Origin of the sequence: Phyllobacterium calauticae, assembly GCF_019991125.1 — a bacterium.
GTDB classification, from domain to species: Bacteria; Pseudomonadota; Alphaproteobacteria; order Rhizobiales; family Rhizobiaceae; genus Phyllobacterium; species Phyllobacterium calauticae.
In genome coordinates this window covers 191919-208039 of sequence record NZ_JAGENB010000003.1, presented here as the reverse complement: position 1 = coordinate 208039, position 16121 = coordinate 191919, and the positions used below count along the sequence as shown (strand labels likewise).

The window sequence follows — 16121 nt, the reverse complement described above, 5'->3', positions numbered from 1 at the left end:
TGTCTGGCATTGACAGTCATTGAACGGGGGCACCGGAAAATTCCGTCGCGGGCATTCATTGTTTTTTTGCCGGCGTCTGCCGCAAAATGACATTGCGCTTTTTCAAGCCCTCGACAAGCGTCTTGCGGTCCTCCGGCGATAGGCTTTCAGCAAAGGCGACGATGGTCTGCTCGATGCGCGTCCGCAGGGCGAAATCGGCTTCGCGGGCTTTGGTCAGTTCCGCGTTGACCGCAGCGGGATCGATGACATCCTGTGCCAGCAGCCGGGCAATCTCGGCACGGCTTGCCCGCCCGGCATCGGCCAGCGGTACATTGTCCTTGCGGGCCGCTGCCAGATTTTGCCGCAGGGTCTTCTGTTGTTCCGGCGTCAGATATTCGGCGGCAAAGCGAACGCCGCGCCGGTTCTCCGTCGTCCAGGAATGACCGAATGTGTGCCAGATGTAGCCGCCGCCGATCACGCCGCCGGCAATGAAGACATTGAGGGCAAGCGAAGCGACGAGAAGGATGTTGCGTGACCGTTCACTCATTTACTCGTCCAGTTCATCAGAGATGTTGAAGGCGGTGACCGCATAGGCCTGGTCCTCATATCCGCGCGATTCGGCGGAATGGATGACACCGATGAGCAGGGCGCCGGTGATCGCGCCCGCCAATCCAATGCCGGCGAGCCCGGTGCCCTGCCACCAGAGACGGGCGCGCTTCCAGCCGGACCAGGACTTGCCGGAAGAGGCGATGATGCGCTCGCGCAGTGCAGTTTCCGCCGGGGCGGTCCGGTACTGCGCCAGCATCCCGTCGAGTTCCGCCGCCAGCCTGAGGGCCGGTTGGGCGATATCGGGATGCTCCCTGACGAAGGCGACGGCGCCGGCCTGTTCGGGCGGCGGCCAGCGCCGCACCTCGGCACCATAGATCTCGGTCAGTTCCTGAAAGCGTTGCGGGGTCATTTTGCCTTCTCCTGTTGGGCAGTCTCTTCCAGGGCTGTCCGCAAATTGCGCCGGGCACGGGCCAGAAGGCTCTCCAGGGCTTCAATGCTGATATCCATGATCTGCGCTGCCTCGATATTGCTGAACTCCTGATAATATTGAAGCACGATGGCCTCCCTCTGCCGGTCGGGCAGGGAGGCGAGGGCCCGTTTGATCCGGTCGCTCTCGTCCCGGGTTGAAAGCGACTGTTCCGGGTCGGGGGCTGGATCTGCCCTTTCGGGTGTCTCGGCCACCGGCTGTTCCCGGTGCCGGCGCAGGCGGTCGTAGCAGAGATTGAGCGTGACCCGGTGCAGCCATGTATCGAAGGTCGCCCGGCCGCTCTGCCAGCTGCCCGCCTGCCGCCACAGCCGGATAAAGGCTTCCTGGGCGACATCCTCGGCTTCATTCCGGTCGCCAAGCATCCGCGCCGCCAGGGCGAGCAGGCGCGGCAGCTTGCGTGTCACCATGGTTCGGACGGCCGCATCGTCATGCTGGCCGATCTTCACCAGCAGTTCTTCATCCGTGTTGCGATTGTCCAAGGTTTTGCACGCTTGCCGTTACTCCTGTGAACTGTCGGTGGCACCCTTCCTGTGTCCGTGGCGTTCCTCTTTGGTCAATTGGCCATCGGAATTCGTGTCGAGGCGCTCAAACCGCTTCTTCGCTACAGTATCCATTTCCGCCGTATCGATGAAGCCGTCATGATTTGCATCGATCCGGTTGAACACCGCCGTGGGATCGCGCTTGGCATTCTTTGCGGCGGGGCGCTTCAGCCACTCCTCGAGCGAGAGTTTGCCGTCGCCGTCGGTATCGAATTTGAGCAGCCGCGCCCGGGCGGCGGCCTGATATTCGGCCAGTGAAATTGTGCCGTCGCCATTGGTGTCGGCCTTGGGTGCCGCCATCGCCAAGGTTGCGGGCAGGGACAGTGGCACCATGGCAAGAAGAACCGCAGCTACTCTCGATTTCATCAAACTTTTCCTTTCAGCAGACTGTCATTTGTCGTGGCTTAAACGGCGGGAGCGGGACAATCCGTCGCTTGCGCTGAATTTTTTTGAAACCGCAGTGGGGGGACGGTATTGTCCCCCTGCGGCGTATGGCAGGGATGTCTGCGCGAGTGTCGCAATTGAGCGTCATGAACCCACTGGAATCGTTGAGCTTATCTTCACTGTGCCAAGCTGTGCAAAGTCCATAGACGGTTAACTTGATGGTTTTAGAAGGAATTTTGATTCCGTCGCGGGCGCGGCTCATGCACAGGCCGCGCTACAGAACTGTAACAATAGTGTCATATGACTGTTATATTGGTTCTATAGACGGCAGACGACGTCGGAGGCGTCACACAGTTAATCCAACAGGAGCTGCTCCTATGAACAAGCTTATTTCCACCACTGCTCTGATTGCGATCTCGGTGATTGCCACGACAGTTGGCGCATCCGCTCGCGACCAGATCCAGGTCAGCGGTTCATCCACAGTGCTGCCATATGCCAAGATCGTCGCCGAAGCTTTTGGCGAAACATTCCCCAAGTTCAAGACCCCGGTCGTTGAATCCGGCGGTTCGGGTGCCGGCATCAAGGAATTCTGCAAGGGCGTTGGTGAAAACACCATCGATATCGCCAATGCCTCGCGTCCGATCAAGGACACAGAGTTGAAGTCCTGCGTTGACGCTGGCGTCAAGGACGTTGAAGAAATCCGCATCGGTTATGACGGCATCGTGTTCGCAACCGACATCAAGGGCCCGGATTGGGCGCTGGAGCCAAAGGACGTCTATACCGCTCTTGCTGCGCAGGTCGTTGTCGACGGCAAGCTGGTTGCCAACCCGAACACCAAGTGGAACCAGGTTAATCCGAAGCTGCCCGATTGGGACATCGCCGCCTACATTCCTGGCGAAAAGCACGGCACACGTGAAGTTTTCGAAGAGAAGCTGATGACTGGCGGTTGCAAGGCCACCGGTGCAGCCGATGCGATCAAGGCTGCCGGTCTTGACGAAAAGGCCGCTGCTGCCGCCTGTATCGCTGTCCGCAAGGATGGCAAGGCTATCGACATCGATGGCGACTATCCGGAAACACTGGCTCGCATCGATGCCAACAAGACCGGCGTTGGCGTCTTCGGTCTGGCCTTCTACGAAAACAATGCGGACAAGCTGAAGGTTGCAACTGTCAACGGCATCAAGCCAAGCACGGAAACCATTGCCACCGGCAAGTATCCGGTATCGCGCCCGCTGTTCTTCTACGTCAAGAAGGCGCATCTCGGCGTCATCCCCGGCCTGAAGGAATATGTGGACTTCTTCCTTGCTGACCAGATGGTCGGTCCGGATAGCCCGCTGGTAGAATACGGCCTGGTTGCTGCACCGGATGCAGAGCGTGAAGCTCAGCGCTCCGCATTCGCCGCCGGCAAGACCATGGCTGGCAAGTAAGCCGATAACCGGCGCGGACAGAACCCTGTCCGCGCCGGATATTTCTCGGGGCCTATGCTCTCGTTGCAGGACAGATCGGGGAAGCGTTGATGTCCACCTTGTTGGTTTTAGTGATTGTCGTTGCGATTGGTCTTGTCGGGTTCTTTCTTGGACGCCAGCGTGCCATCAGCAAAGATGACAGAAGTGTCAAAGCCCATTCCCTGCCGCATTATCACGGCTGGTGGGTTTTTCTGGTTTCCGTATTGCCAGCAATTATCTTCATCCTGGTCTGGGCCATCGGGTCGAGCTTCTATATCGAGCGCCAGGCCATCAACAGCCTGCCGGTGCACAACAGCGAAAGCGTCATTGCCAGCCAGAGCCTCGAGCTTGGCATGGTCGGCGGCATCGCGCGGGGTCTCGACAAGCTGACGGACCAGGAACGGGCGAACCTTCCAACCACTTTCTCCGAATTGCGGCCGCTGCTGTCGAGCAAGGGCGTGGCCCTGGCGACGGAAGGCCAGGACTTCATGATCCCCGTTGCCGTGCAATGGAACAAGAGCACGGCGCGCGCGCATAATATCGGCGCCGTGGTGGCCATTGTCCTTGCAGTCGCCGGTGCGATCTTCGGTCTGTCCGGCGTCAATGTCCGGACCAGGGCCCGCAACAATGTCGAGCGGATCATCCTCTGGGGACTGCTCGCGGCCTCGACTATCGCCATCCTGACGACGGTCGGCATCGTTCTGTCGATGCTGTTCCAGACCATCACCTTCTTCCAGTCCGTAACCCCGTCGAGCTTCTTCTTCGGCACCGTGTGGGATCCGCGCTTCTCCGCAGCCGGCGGCAATGGCGCGCAGGGTCAGTTCGGTCTCATTCCGCTGCTTGCCGGCACGCTCTATATCGCGCTGGTCGCCATGCTGTTTGCCGTGCCGGTCGGCTTGTTCGCCGCCATCTACATGGCCGAATATGCCAGCCGGAGCGTGCGGTCGGTGGTCAAGCCGCTGCTTGAAGTGCTGGCGGGCATCCCGACGATCGTCTACGGCTTCTTTGCCCTTGTCACCGTCGGACCGTTCCTGCGCGATATCAGTGCGGCCATATCGGGCGGCTATCCCTTCATCATGGCGCAAAGCGTGCTGACCGCCGGTATCGTGATGGGTGTGATGCTGATCCCTTTCGTTTCCTCCCTGTCGGACGACATCATTACCGCCGTTCCGGGGTCGCTGCGTGACGGCTCGCTCGGGCTTGGATCGACGCGTTCGGAGACGATCCGCCGCGTCGTGCTGCCTGCCGCTTTGCCCGGCATCGTCGGCGCGCTGCTGCTCACCGCATCGCGCGCCATCGGCGAAACGATGATCGTGGTTCTGGCTGCCGGTGTTGCGGCGAATCTCAACATCAATCCGTTCGACGCCATGACGACCATCACCGTCAAGATCGTCAACCAGCTGACAGGCGATCTCGAATTCAATTCACCGCAGACGCTGGTGGCATTCGCCCTTGGCCTCACCCTTTTCTTCATCACGCTGGCGATGAACATTTTCGCGCTTTACATCGTGCGTAAGTACCGGGAGCAGTACGAATGACCGACACAACACTCAATCCTGCTGCAGTTGCTCCGGCAAAGGTCGTCCGGCGTGACATCGGTCTGAAGCGCCGCTATGCCGCCGAGCGCCGGTTCAAGATTTACGGCATCACCGCGATTGCCATCGGCCTGTTCTTCCTGGTTGCGCTGCTCTACTCGGTGATTTCCAACGGCTACACGGCGTTCTGGCAGACGGAGGTCAGCCTCTCGGTCAAGCTCGACGAGAAGGTGATAGACCCCACGAACAAGCGTGCGACCGACCCGACCGTTCTGCTCACCGCAAACTATCCGATCCTGGTGCGCAATGCCCTTGCCGAAAAGCTGGGCGTCAGCCTTGACGACAAGCCGGCGATCCGCGAACTGAGCAAGCTTGTCTCCGACGGCTCGCGCAGCCAGCTGCGGGAACTGGTTTCAGGAAATCCGGCACTGATCGGCACGACACAGAACCTCTGGGTGCTGACCGGCGGCGACATCGACTCGGCCTTCAAGGGCCAGATCGACCTGAGTGTCGATCAGGCAAACCGCAAGGTATCGGACCGCCAGGTTGCCTGGATGAACACACTGGCCAAGGAAGGCGCCATGGCGCAGCGCTTCAACAGCGGCCTGTTCACCTTCGGCGCATCGAGCCGTCCGGAAACGTCGGGTCTCGGTGTCGCGCTCATCGGCTCGCTCTACATGATGCTGATCGTTCTGTGCCTTTCCCTGCCCATCGGCGTGGCCGCATCGATCTATCTGGAAGAATATGCCAAGAAAAGCCGCCTGACCGATATCATCGAGGTCAACATCAACAATCTGGCCGCGGTCCCGTCCATCGTCTTCGGTCTGCTCGGACTGGCCGTGTTCATCAATTTCTTCGGCCTGCCGCGCTCCGCATCGCTGGTCGGCGGCCTGGTGCTGACGCTGATGACGCTGCCGACGATCATCATTGCGACCCGCGCCGCATTGCGCGCCGTGCCGCCATCCATCCGCTCGGCGGCGCTGGGTATCGGTGCCTCGAAGACGCAGATGGTGTTTCACCATGTGCTGCCGCTGGCCGCACCCGGCATCCTGACCGGCACGATTATCGGCCTTGCCCACGCGCTGGGCGAGACCGCACCGCTGCTCCTGATCGGCATGGTGGCCTTCGTCGCCAACTATCCCGTCACGCCGCTTGATCCGTCAACGGCCCTGCCGGTGCAGATCTACATGTGGGCGAACGAAGCGGAGCGGGCCTTTGTCGAACGTACATCCGGCGCTATCATCGTGCTGCTTCTGTTTCTTGCAGTCATGAACATTGGAGCCATCATTCTGCGTCGCCGCTTCGAGCGGCGCTGGTAGGTAAAACGGGAGCGAACAATGAATCTGATGACAGAACGATCTCTCGAAAAAGCGGTAAACGACAAAATGAGTGCACAGGTCAATACGATCAAAATGCAGGGCAAGGATGTCACCGTTCACTACGGTGAAAAGCAGGCCCTGTTCGGTGTCAGCCTCGACGTGCCTGAGAAAATGGTGACGGCACTGATCGGCCCGTCCGGTTGCGGCAAGTCGACCTTCCTGCGCTCGCTCAACCGCATGAACGACACGATCGAAGGCTGCAAGATCGGCGGCAAGATCACGCTCGATGACGAGGATATCTACAATCCGAAGATCGACGTGGTCGAGCTGCGCGCCCGGGTCGGCATGGTTTTCCAGAAACCCAATCCGTTCCCGAAGTCCATTTTCGAGAATGTGGCCTATGGCCCGCGCATCCATGGTCTGGCCAAAAACCGGCACGAGCTGGAGGAAATCGTCGAGAAGAGCCTGCGCCGCGCCAGCCTGTTCGACGAAGTGAAGGACCGCCTGCATGAAGCCGGTACCGGTCTTTCCGGCGGCCAGCAGCAGCGCCTGTGCATCGCCCGTGCCATTGCCGTCAGCCCGGAAGTCATCCTGATGGACGAACCCTGCTCGGCGCTCGATCCGATTGCCACGGCAAAGGTCGAGGAACTGATCGACGAACTGCGCCAGAACTACACCATCGTCATCGTCACCCATTCGATGCAGCAGGCGGCCCGCGTTTCGCAGCGCACCGCCATGTTCCATCTCGGAAACCTCGTCGAGGTGGGCGATACGGAAATGATGTTCACCAATCCGACGGAAAAGCGCACGCAGGACTACATCACCGGACGCTTCGGCTAATCACGGGAAACAGGGATAAGAATATGACCGAGTCGCAGCATACCGTCCGTTCCTATGACGACGAACTGAAGTTCCTGACGCACAAGATCGCCGAAATGGGCGGCCATGCCGAGCGCATGGTCGAACAGGCCGTCACCGCCATGGTGAACTCCGACAATGCGCTGGCCCAGCGCGTCATTTCGGATGATCTCATCCTCGATGCCGGACAGCGCGAGATCGACGAGAAGGCCATCACCATCATCGGCAAGCGCCAGCCCATGGCGATCGACCTGCGTGAAATCATCGGCGCCATCCGCATTTCCTCCGACCTCGAACGGGTCGGCGATCTGGGCAAGAACATCGCCAAGCGCGTTGTCGCCGTCACCGATACGCGTCAGACGCTGTCGGTCTATCGCGGCCTGCAGACCATCGCGGAACTCGCCCTGACGCAGCTCAAGGACGTGCTCGACGCCTATGCGACACGCTCCGTGCAGCAGGTCAACATCGTGCGCGAGCGCGATGACGAAATCGATGCGCTGTACACCTCGCTGTTCCGCGAACTCCTGACCTACATGATGGAAGACCCGCGCAACATTTCCGCCTGCACGCACCTTCTCTTCTGCGCCAAGAACATCGAGCGCATCGGAGACCATGCGACGAACATTGCTGAAACGGTCTACTACATCGTGACGGGTGCCCAGCTTCCGGCCGAACGGCCCAAGGAAGACCAGACCCACAGCATCATCGTCGATGAAGCCAGACAGCCTTAAACAGAATCAGGATTCCAGCAATGGCGATAGCTCCCAAAATCACTGTTGTCGAAGACGAGGAAGCGCTCAGCGTCCTTCTCCGGTACAATCTTGAAGCCGAAGGCTATGTCGTCGAGACAATCGCACGCGGTGACGAGGCGGAAATTGCGCTGCGTGAAAAAGTGCCGGATCTGCTCATTCTCGACTGGATGCTGCCGGGGCTTTCCGGCATCGAACTCTGCCGCCGCCTGCGGGCGCGGCGCGAGACCGAAATCCTGCCGATCATCATGCTGACGGCACGCGGCGAAGAGAGCGAGCGGGTGCGCGGCCTTGCCACCGGCGCCGATGACTACATGGTCAAGCCGTTCTCGACCCCGGAACTGCTTGCCCGCATCAAGGCCATGCTGCGCCGGGTCAATCCGAGCCTGCTGTCGCATGTGCTCAGCTTCGGCGACCTGAAGCTCGACCGCGAGCAGCACCGCGTGTTCCGCAAGGAACGTGAGCTGAAGCTCGGGCCGACCGAATTCCGCCTGCTGGAATTCCTGATGCAGTCCCCCGGCCGGGTGTTCTCGCGCGGCCAGCTCCTGGACAATGTCTGGGGCGCCGACATCTATGTGGACGACCGTACCGTCGACGTGCATGTCGGGCGGCTGCGCAAGGCCATCAATATCGGCCGCTCCATCGATCCGATCCGCACCGTGCGCGGTGCTGGGTACTCGTTCGGGTAATCAGTGCCTGCGCGAGAGTTCGCGCGTCGCCCCTTCGATGCCCGCCAGGGTCATGGGATACATGCGATGCGCGAAAATCTTGCGGATCATCGCCGTCGAGGCGGTGTAGTCCCAGTACTGTTCCTTTGACGGATTGAGCCAGGCGGCGTTCTTCCAGTGGTCGAGCACCCGGCCGAGCCAGATCGCGCCGGCTTCTTCATTCCAGTGTTCGACCGATCCGCCCGCATGGGAAACCTCGTAGGGCGCCATGGCGGCATCCCCGACGAAGATGACCTTGTAGTCCGGTCCATATTTATGGATGAGATCGAGCGTCGGGATTTTTTCCGCGTGGCGGCGGCGGTTGTCCTTCCACACACCCTCGTAAAGGCAGTTGTGGAAGTAGAAATATTCCATGTGCTTGAATTCGGAGCGGACGGCGGAGAACAGTTCCTCGGCGATCCGGATATGCTCGTCCATGGAGCCGCCCACATCGAAGAACATCAGCAGCTTGACATGATTGCGCCGTTCGGGCCGTGTCTGCACGTCGAGATAGCCGTGTTCGGCGGTTGACCTGATGGTGCCGGAAAGGTCGAGCTCGTCATCGGCGCCTTCGCGCACCCAGCGGCGCAGCCGCTTCAGGGCAACCTTGATGTTGCGGGTGCCCAGCTCGACGCTGTCGTCAAAATTTCTGAATTCGCGCTTGTCCCACACCTTGACCGCCCGGCCGTGCCGGCCCTCGTCCTGGCCGATGCGCACGCCTTCCGGATTGTAGCCATAGGCACCGAAGGGCGACGTTCCGGCCGTGCCGATCCATTTCGAGCCGCCCTGATGCCGGCCCTTCTGCTCCTCAAGCCGCTGGCGCAGGGTTTCCATCAGCTTGTCGAAACCGCCCAGCGCCTCGATCAGTTTCTTCTCTTCTTCCGTGAGGTGCTTTTCGGCGAGCCGGCGCAACCATTCCTCGGGCAGATTGGCAATGTCGACACCGCTCTCGCCGCCGAGCAGTTCCAGCCCCTTGAACACGTGGCCGAAGACCTGATCGAAGCGGTCGAGATGGCGCTCGTCCTTCACCAGGGCGGAACGGGCGAGATAGTAGAACCCTTCCACATCGTAGGTCACCAGCCCCGCATCCAGCCCCTCAAGCAACGTCAGATACTCCCGCAGGGATACGGGAATTTTGGCCGCCTTAAGCTCGAGGAAGAAGGGGAGGAACATTGTGGGACCCTTTTACTGCATGCGATGAACGATGCCGGTTCTCTCGATGGGGCGGATGGCGAGCGTCATCCCTGCCTCCTTGCCATGAAGGCCAGCCGCTCGAACAGATGCACGTCCTGCTCGTTCTTGAGCAGGGCGCCGTGCAGTTTCGGCAAGGCGTTCTTCGGGTCGGCGCGCAGATCTTCCGGGGCGATGTCGTCGGCGACCAGCAGGCGGATCCAGTCCAGCGCTTCGGAGGTCGACGGCTTCTTCTTCAGGCCGGGCACATCGCGGATCTCGTAAAACTGGGTGAGGGCGGCGCGCACGAGGTTCTGCTTGATGCCGGGATAGTGCACTTCGACGATCCGGGTCAGCGTCTCGACATCCGGGAAGCGGATATAGTGGAAGAAGCAGCGGCGCAGAAAGGCGTCGGGCAGTTCCTTCTCGTTGTTGGAGGTGATGATGACGATCGGCCGGTGCATGGCGCGGATCGTTTCGCCTGTTTCGTAGACGTGAAATTCGTTGCGATCGAGCTCCTGCAGGAGATCGTTGGGAAACTCGATATCCGCCTTGTCGATCTCGTCGATCAGCAGCACGACTTTCCTGTCGGTCGTGAAGGCATGCCACAGCTTGCCGGGCTTGATGTAATTGGCGATGTCGTTGAACTTGGCATCGCCAAGCTGCGAATCGCGCAGGCGGCTGACGGCATCATATTCGTAAAGGCCCTGCTGCGCCTTGGTGGTGGATTTGACGTTCCATTCGACCAGTTCCAGATCGAGCGCCGCCGCGATCTGCCGGGCAAGCTCGGTCTTGCCGGTGCCGGGTTCGCCCTTGACCAGCAGTGGCCGTTCAAGCGCAATCGCCGCATTGACCGCCACCATCAAGTCCTTGTCGGCCACATAGGCCGCTGTACCTTCAAACCGCATCGCATTCCCTTTCGTGATCGGCAAAGATTAAGGGGCGTGCCGGAGGAGGGCAAGAGCCGTCCGGGAATGCGGCGATATGGTTTTCCCGTTGCCACGCCCGCTTTCGCGTCTGGCTGTTGAAGGAGGGAGAGACGGGCGTCCCTGGAACGCGGGTCTTGGGGTATGTGGTATGCTATGCTTGCGATCCAAGGACCACCCGCCCCGGCGTTTTTGAGGGTTTTACCCAATGCGCAACCATTGAGCCAAACCTCCCCGGCCGCACAGGTTTTCCTCCCTGTGAGGCCGAAGCGCCGATCCTTTCCCGACTTTCGAAAGTTTCCGGAAGCATTCCCGCCGGAAAGGACACGTTGAGAATAACGTGGGTTGGGACGTGTTGGATAAGTTGGTGGTGAATTTCTTATAAAACAACAACTTGGCTGTTCCAACCCCCCTCTGTCCTGCCGGACATCTCCCCCACAAGGGGGGAGATCAGCTGTCACGATTGTTTCAGCCAATTTCCAACATTGCAGAATAAGCAGAGCCGCTAATGCCAATGCGATCTCCCCCCTTGTGGGGGAGATGGGCGGCAGCCCAGAGAGGGGTGTTCCACGCATCCACAATGATTATGCGACAAAGATTGTGCGGGGAGGGAAAATCGTTTGCCGCGCACTGGTGCAATGCCTGCATCCGTCCTATATTCGGATCGGCGCTCTGCGCTTCTCGACAGGAGAGACATATTCCCCGGGGCCTTAATGATCCCTTAGGGAGCTGTCCCTGAGGAGGCCCGTGGGCTTCTTCACACGGCACCCACCTACTTTGTAGGTTCCCGGGATCGACTTCTCCATCGGTTGTGTGGACGCCACTTTTGTTTCATCCCGAGCCGGTTCGCGTGCCGGCGCCCCATGAAATCAAGCCCGTGCAGCACCACTCCCCCATCAAAGAGCTGAAGAAGAAACTGCGCCTGGAGGCCCTTGGCCGCCGCGATGCGCTGACGACGGAATTCCGCGTCGAAGCCTCGATGCGCATTGCCGATTTCGGCCTGGCGGCGCTTGCCGTCGATGCAGGCACCATTGTTTCGGGCTTCTGGCCGATCCGCTCGGAGGTGGATCTGCGCCCGCTGCTGTTCGGCCTGCGCGAGCGCGGTGCACGGCTTTGCCTGCCCGCCATCATCGACAAGCAGACGATCCTTTTCCGTGAACTGGTGCGCGGCGCGCCGATGATCGATACCGGCTTCGGCACGGCGGGGCCGCCGCACGACGCCGCCGTGCTCGACCCATCCTTCATGCTGGTGCCGCTGGCGGCCTTCGATGTCAGGGGGCACCGCATCGGCTATGGTGCGGGCTACTATGACCGGGCCATCGCGCATCTGCAGATCAAGGGCGTGAACCCGCGCCTGATCGGCGTGGCGTTTGACTGCCAGCAGGTTGAAACCGTACCCGATGAGCCGCATGATGTGCCGCTGGAGGCGATCCTGACGGAAAGCGGGTTGCGCCGCTTCGGCTAGACAGATAAATCGATCATTTCAGGCCCCGGCAAGGACCGGGCTCTCTTTCAGGATGTGCGCGTGAGATTACTGTTTCTTGGGGATATGGTGGGGCGTTCGGGCCGGACGGCGGTCTATGAGCAATTGCCGGGACTGATATCCGACCTGAAGCTCGATTTCGTCATCGTCAACGGCGAGAACGCCGCGGGTGGCTTCGGCATCACCGAGGAAATCTTTCACGACACGATCAATGCCGGGGCCGACGTGGTCACGACAGGCAATCACGTCTGGGACCAGCGGGAAGCGCTGGTTTTCGCCTCGCGCGAACAGCGGTTCCTGCGCCCGGCGAATTTCCCGCTCGGCACGGCCGGGAAGGGCTCCGGTGTGTTTCTCGCCAAGAACGGCGCGCGCGTGCTCGTGTCCAACATCATGGGCCGCGTCTTCATGCATCCGGACCTGCATGACCCCTTCACCATCGGCGAGGAGATTCTCGCCGCCTGTCCGCTCGGCGAACAGGCCGATGCCGTGGTGTTCGACTTCCATGCGGAAGCCACCAGCGAAAAGCAGTGTTTTGGCCATTTCGTCGATGGCCGCGCCAGCCTCGTCGTCGGCACGCACACCCATGTGCCGACCGCCGATGCGCAGATCCTCAATGGCGGCACCGCCTATATGTCTGATGCCGGCATGTGCGGCGATTACGATTCATCGCTCGGCATGGACAAGGAAGAACCGCTGAACCGCTTTCTGTCGAAGGTGCCGAAAGGCCGGTTTGAAGCCGCCAGCGGCAAGGCGACGATCTGCGGCGTCGGCGTCGATATTTCCGACCGCACCGGACTTGCCGAAAGGATTTCTCCTCTGCGCATTGGCCCGCGGCTGGAGGAAACCATTCCTGCCTTCTGGAAATAGCTCGATACAACCCGGCGCAACCAATCACGCCCGATTCTGTAACACTCGTTTGAGGATAGACCTTCCATGACCCAGACCGCATTTCCCACCGCTTTCGTCCCGCTGAGGCTGGCGGACCGCTCCATTGCCTTCAAGGCTCTGGCCGTTCTGATCGGCACGGCCTTCCTTGCCGTCAGCTCGTGGATCGAAGTACCGATGTTTCCCGTGCCCGTCACCATGCAGACATTTGCCGTGACGACGGTCGGCGCGCTTTACGGCTGGCGTCTGGGCGGCCTGACCGTGCTTGCCTGGCTGGGTGAAGCGATGATCGGCATGCCGGTTCTGGCCGGTGGCGCCGGCGGGTTCCTCTATTTCGCCGGACCGACTGCCGGTTACCTCGCGGCCTTCCCGGTCGTTGCCGCCGCCGTCGGCTTCCTGGCGGAACGCGGCCTGACGCGCAACCCGTTTGTATCGGCTGCGGTCATGCTGTTCGGCAACCTGCTTTGCCTCGCCCTCGGCGCCGCGTGGCTGGCGCATCTCTTCGGTTTCGAAGCGGCCTGGGCTTCCGGCGTTGCGCCGTTCCTGATCGGTGCCGTGTTGAAGTCGGCCCTGGCTGCTGCTGCGATCGAAATGCTCCGCCGTTCGGGCATCGCAGCGCGCCTGTTTTGACCATCCGCCAGCGTGCACATCACTTTCTGTGCACGCTGATCTCTATCGGCAAAGGCCATACACCGGCCTTTGCCGGCAATGACGATAAAATCGTCGTGCGGCTGTTTCCAAAGCCGGCTATGGCGATATGCGGCTGCAACTTCCCCCATTGTGATCGCGCGGGTGCTGGACGAGACGCCGGTTTTTACCTATAAGGGCGCCATTCCAGACGCCTGTTTCCGCCTGAACTGCCTGCAGACTTGGTTCGCAGGCTTCCGAGGGAAACGGCAGAACCATATCTAAGCACGCAGGGGTGCCATGGCAGGCCATTCACAGTTTAAAAACATCATGCACCGCAAAGGGCGTCAGGACGCCGTTCGGTCGAAGATTTTCTCCAAGCTCGGACGCGAAATCACCGTGGCCGCCAAGCAGGGTCTGCCGGACCCGGCGATGAACCCGCGTCTGCGCCTCGCAGTGCAGAACGCGCGCGCCCAGTCGATGCCGAAGGACAACATCGAACGCGCCATCAAGAAGGCCGCGGGCGGCGACGCCGACAATTACGAAGAAGTGCGCTATGAAGGCTACGGCCCGGGCGGCGTTGCCGTCATCGTCGAAGCGCTGACGGACAACCGCAACCGCACCGCATCGAATGTGCGTGCCGCATTCACCAAATCAGGCGGTGCGCTGGGCGAAACCGGTTCGGTCGGCTTCATGTTCAGCCGCGTCGGCGAAATCACCTACAAGCCGGAAGCCGGCAGTGCCGACAAGATCATGGATGCGGCGATCGAGGCCGGTGCGGATGACGCGCAGACCGATGAGGACGGCCACACCATTCTTTGCGCATTCGAAGACATTGGCGATGTGTCCAAGGCGCTGGAAAGCGCGCTCGGCGAAGCCGAGTCCATCAAGGCCATCTGGAAGCCGCAGACGACGGCGCCGGTCGATGAGGAAAAGGCCCAGTCCGTGCTGCGCCTGATCGCAACACTCGACGACGACGATGACGTGCAGAACGTCTACGCCAATTTTGAAGTCAGCGACGAAGTTCTGGCCAAGCTCAGCGCCGCCTGATTATCTGGCGAGGTTCCCAAAGAAGCCCGCTGGTTGCAGACCAGCGGGCTCTTTATTTGCGCTCAAGGCGAGTGACGCGGAAGAAGAATTCAGGCGTAGCGGGGAATGGGCTTGCTCATATGCACGGCGATGCCGCCCAGGAAGGGTTCCTCGCGGTCGATGGTGTAGCCAAGCTTCAGGTAGAGCGCGACGTTCTCGGCAAACATCTTGTTGGTGTAAAGCCGCAATTTGCGCAAACCGAGCGAGCCGGCAAGCGCCTCCGCGTGGGTGAGAAGCAGCCTGCCATAGCCGCGGCCCTGAAAGGCCGGTGCGACGGCGACGTTCTCGATCAGGAGACAACCGGATTCCCGGATCATTTCGATGAGGCCCGCCAGTTCGCCGTCGGCGTAGAGAAGGTCGACAAGATGGTGCTGGACGGCATGTTCGTAGTCGGCACCCATCGGCTTGGGTTCACGGCCGATCACCGGTATCCACTTGGCATAGGACGCGCGAACGAGGTTGCGGACGGCGTCTGCATCGTCAATGGTTGCCCGTACGAGTTTTTCGTGTCCGCTCCGCATGATGTTCTCCGCGCCAGATGGTGGGGGCAGCAAACATGGTTTCCGGCGCGGGGACAAGGACATGGATGCAATCTTTGTGCAAAGACAGGACGGACCGCAACCGCATGCTGGATGATATCTATACCAATGGGGAACTTGCCGCGCTTTACGACAGCCTGAACCCGGCAGGGGAGGACAGCGCATTCTATCTGCGCAGCGCCGGAACGCCGAAGCGGGTGCTCGATCTGGGCTGCGGCACCGGCCTCCTCGCCTGCATGCTGGCGGCGCGCGGCCATGCGGTCACGGGCGTCGAACCGGCGCGGGCAATGCTGGATATCGCACGGGGCCGGGAGGGCGGCGGAGCCGTCACCTGGATCGAGGCGGATGCGCGGACGCTTGATCTGGGCGAGCGCTTCGACCTGATCATCATGACCGGCCACGTTTTCCAGGTGTTCCTCAGCGATGACGACGTGCATGCCGTCCTCAGGGCTGCCCATGCGCATCTGGCAAAGGAGGGGCGGCTGATATTCGAAAGCCGCAATCCGGCGGTGAAGGCATGGGAAAGCTGGACGCCGGAGCAGACGGCCCGGACAGTGTCAGTCGCTGGCGTGGGAGAGGTCGGTGTCCAACACCGCCTGATCGCGGTGAATGGCGATCGGGTTGCTTTCGAGACGGATCATGTTTTTCACGGGACGGGCAAAACGCTGGCCAATGCCAGCACCCTGCGCTTTCTGTCCCAGGCGGAAATCGGCACGCATCTGCGGGACGCGGGATTTATCCGAACCGCGTGGTATGGCGACTGGATCGAAGGCCCGGTTCTGCCGGAAAGCCGCGAACTTGTCATTGTCGCGGAGCGGGACTGATCGCCCACAAAGCAAAACGGCCCCGCATGA

General features: G+C 60.8%; 18 protein-coding genes and 1 other RNA gene. 12 read left to right on the top strand and 7 right to left on the bottom strand.

Annotation, left to right across the window (positions count from 1 at the left end; translation table 11 throughout):
* Positions 1-55 precede the first annotated feature (55 nt).
* From J1W56_RS12840 to J1W56_RS12825, 4 genes are read right to left on the bottom strand one after another with little or no spacing between them, the layout of a single operon-like run.
* A complete protein-coding gene (locus tag J1W56_RS12840; protein ID WP_223613685.1) occupies positions 56-526 on the bottom strand; it encodes a periplasmic heavy metal sensor in 471 nt (156 codons plus the stop codon).
* Positions 527-937 carry a hypothetical protein gene (locus tag J1W56_RS12835; protein WP_223613684.1) on the bottom strand — a complete coding sequence of 137 codons (411 nt, stop codon included), beginning with the start codon at positions 935-937 and terminating at the stop codon, positions 527-529. It abuts the gene before it with no gap.
* Positions 934-1494, bottom strand: a complete 561-nt coding sequence (locus J1W56_RS12830) for an RNA polymerase sigma factor (protein WP_223613683.1) — start codon at positions 1492-1494, stop codon at positions 934-936. The genes J1W56_RS12835 and J1W56_RS12830 overlap by 4 nt, the downstream gene beginning before the upstream one ends.
* A gap of 18 nt (positions 1495-1512) precedes the next feature.
* The gene (locus J1W56_RS12825) at positions 1513-1920 is read right to left on the bottom strand and encodes an EF-hand domain-containing protein (protein WP_223613682.1); all 408 of its coding nucleotides are present in this window, start codon (positions 1918-1920) and stop codon (positions 1513-1515) included.
* Positions 1921-2315: 395 nt separating this feature from the next.
* Between J1W56_RS12825 and J1W56_RS12820 the strand changes: the two genes are divergently transcribed.
* From J1W56_RS12820 to phoB, 6 genes are all read left to right on the top strand, one after another.
* The gene (locus tag J1W56_RS12820; RefSeq protein ID WP_223613681.1) at positions 2316-3362 is read left to right on the top strand and encodes a substrate-binding domain-containing protein; all 1047 of its coding nucleotides are present in this window, start codon (positions 2316-2318) and stop codon (positions 3360-3362) included.
* Positions 3363-3451: 89 nt separating this feature from the next.
* A complete protein-coding gene (gene pstC / locus J1W56_RS12815; RefSeq protein WP_223613680.1) occupies positions 3452-4918 on the top strand; it encodes a phosphate ABC transporter permease subunit PstC in 1467 nt (488 codons plus the stop codon).
* Positions 4915-6234 (top strand): phosphate ABC transporter permease PstA, encoded by a 1320-nt coding sequence (gene pstA / locus J1W56_RS12810; RefSeq protein WP_223613679.1) that lies wholly within the window; start codon positions 4915-4917, stop codon positions 6232-6234. Before pstC ends, pstA begins: the two co-directional genes overlap by 4 nt.
* A 66-nt stretch (positions 6235-6300) precedes the next feature.
* Positions 6301-7074, top strand: coding sequence for a phosphate ABC transporter ATP-binding protein PstB (gene pstB, locus J1W56_RS12805; protein ID WP_223614121.1), 774 nt, complete (start codon positions 6301-6303; stop codon positions 7072-7074).
* Positions 7075-7097: 23 nt separating this feature from the next.
* Positions 7098-7823 carry a phosphate signaling complex protein PhoU gene (gene phoU, locus J1W56_RS12800; RefSeq protein WP_105734424.1) on the top strand — a complete coding sequence of 242 codons (726 nt, stop codon included), beginning with the start codon at positions 7098-7100 and terminating at the stop codon, positions 7821-7823.
* 20 nt (positions 7824-7843) lie between these two features.
* Positions 7844-8530 carry a phosphate regulon transcriptional regulator PhoB gene (phoB, locus tag J1W56_RS12795; protein ID WP_162700294.1) on the top strand — a complete coding sequence of 229 codons (687 nt, stop codon included), beginning with the start codon at positions 7844-7846 and terminating at the stop codon, positions 8528-8530.
* Here the strand turns inward: phoB and J1W56_RS12790 are convergent, their stop codons facing one another.
* Positions 8531-9721 carry a vWA domain-containing protein gene (locus J1W56_RS12790; protein ID WP_223613678.1) on the bottom strand — a complete coding sequence of 397 codons (1191 nt, stop codon included), beginning with the start codon at positions 9719-9721 and terminating at the stop codon, positions 8531-8533.
* Between the two features lie 65 nt (positions 9722-9786).
* The gene (locus tag J1W56_RS12785; RefSeq protein ID WP_223613677.1) at positions 9787-10626 is read right to left on the bottom strand and encodes an AAA family ATPase; all 840 of its coding nucleotides are present in this window, start codon (positions 10624-10626) and stop codon (positions 9787-9789) included.
* 684 nt (positions 10627-11310) lie between these two features.
* On the opposite strand from J1W56_RS12785, the gene ssrS reads away from it, so the two are divergent.
* The 5 genes from ssrS (at position 11311) to J1W56_RS12760 (ending at position 14689) form a co-directional block, all read left to right on the top strand.
* A non-coding RNA gene (gene ssrS, locus J1W56_RS12780) (6S RNA) lies at positions 11311-11467 on the top strand.
* 27 nt (positions 11468-11494) lie between these two features.
* Positions 11495-12109, top strand: coding sequence for a 5-formyltetrahydrofolate cyclo-ligase (locus J1W56_RS12775; protein WP_223614120.1), 615 nt, complete (start codon positions 11495-11497; stop codon positions 12107-12109).
* 60 nt (positions 12110-12169) lie between these two features.
* Positions 12170-12994 carry a TIGR00282 family metallophosphoesterase gene (locus tag J1W56_RS12770; protein ID WP_223613676.1) on the top strand — a complete coding sequence of 275 codons (825 nt, stop codon included), beginning with the start codon at positions 12170-12172 and terminating at the stop codon, positions 12992-12994.
* A 66-nt stretch (positions 12995-13060) separates the two neighbouring features.
* A complete protein-coding gene (locus J1W56_RS12765) occupies positions 13061-13642 on the top strand; it encodes a biotin transporter BioY (RefSeq protein ID WP_223613675.1) in 582 nt (193 codons plus the stop codon).
* Positions 13643-13939: 297 nt separating this feature from the next.
* Positions 13940-14689: a YebC/PmpR family DNA-binding transcriptional regulator gene (locus J1W56_RS12760; protein ID WP_223613674.1), complete on the top strand. Its 750-nt coding sequence runs from the start codon at positions 13940-13942 to the stop codon at positions 14687-14689.
* A gap of 89 nt (positions 14690-14778) precedes the next feature.
* On the opposite strand, the gene J1W56_RS12755 is transcribed toward J1W56_RS12760, so the two are convergent.
* Positions 14779-15249 (bottom strand): GNAT family N-acetyltransferase, encoded by a 471-nt coding sequence (locus tag J1W56_RS12755; protein WP_223613673.1) that lies wholly within the window; start codon positions 15247-15249, stop codon positions 14779-14781.
* Positions 15250-15353: 104 nt separating this feature from the next.
* Between J1W56_RS12755 and J1W56_RS12750 the strand changes: the two genes are divergently transcribed.
* The gene (locus J1W56_RS12750; RefSeq protein ID WP_223613672.1) at positions 15354-16091 is read left to right on the top strand and encodes a class I SAM-dependent methyltransferase; all 738 of its coding nucleotides are present in this window, start codon (positions 15354-15356) and stop codon (positions 16089-16091) included.
* Positions 16092-16121: the final 30 nt, after the last annotated feature.

Excerpts from the sequence above, each read along its gene's own strand:
- J1W56_RS12840 (WP_223613685.1), bottom strand. The coding sequence starts at position 526 with ATGAGTGAACGGTCACGCAACATCCTTCTCGTCGCTTCGCTTGCCCTC.
- J1W56_RS12835 (WP_223613684.1), bottom strand. The coding sequence starts at position 937 with ATGACCCCGCAACGCTTTCAGGAACTGACCGAGATCTATGGTGCCGAG.
- J1W56_RS12825 (WP_223613682.1), bottom strand. The coding sequence starts at position 1,920 with ATGAAATCGAGAGTAGCTGCGGTTCTTCTTGCCATGGTGCCACTGTCC.
- J1W56_RS12820 (WP_223613681.1), top strand. The coding sequence starts at position 2,316 with ATGAACAAGCTTATTTCCACCACTGCTCTGATTGCGATCTCGGTGATT.
- pstC (WP_223613680.1), top strand. The coding sequence starts at position 3,452 with ATGTCCACCTTGTTGGTTTTAGTGATTGTCGTTGCGATTGGTCTTGTC.
- pstA (WP_223613679.1), top strand. The coding sequence starts at position 4,915 with ATGACCGACACAACACTCAATCCTGCTGCAGTTGCTCCGGCAAAGGTC.
- pstB (WP_223614121.1), top strand. The coding sequence starts at position 6,301 with ATGAGTGCACAGGTCAATACGATCAAAATGCAGGGCAAGGATGTCACC.
- phoU (WP_105734424.1), top strand. The coding sequence starts at position 7,098 with ATGACCGAGTCGCAGCATACCGTCCGTTCCTATGACGACGAACTGAAG.
- phoB (WP_162700294.1), top strand. The coding sequence starts at position 7,844 with ATGGCGATAGCTCCCAAAATCACTGTTGTCGAAGACGAGGAAGCGCTC.
- J1W56_RS12790 (WP_223613678.1), bottom strand. The coding sequence starts at position 9,721 with ATGTTCCTCCCCTTCTTCCTCGAGCTTAAGGCGGCCAAAATTCCCGTA.
- J1W56_RS12785 (WP_223613677.1), bottom strand. The coding sequence starts at position 10,626 with ATGCGGTTTGAAGGTACAGCGGCCTATGTGGCCGACAAGGACTTGATG.
- J1W56_RS12765 (WP_223613675.1), top strand. The coding sequence starts at position 13,061 with ATGACCCAGACCGCATTTCCCACCGCTTTCGTCCCGCTGAGGCTGGCG.
- J1W56_RS12760 (WP_223613674.1), top strand. The coding sequence starts at position 13,940 with ATGGCAGGCCATTCACAGTTTAAAAACATCATGCACCGCAAAGGGCGT.
- J1W56_RS12755 (WP_223613673.1), bottom strand. The coding sequence starts at position 15,249 with ATGCGGAGCGGACACGAAAAACTCGTACGGGCAACCATTGACGATGCA.
- J1W56_RS12750 (WP_223613672.1), top strand. The coding sequence starts at position 15,354 with ATGCTGGATGATATCTATACCAATGGGGAACTTGCCGCGCTTTACGAC.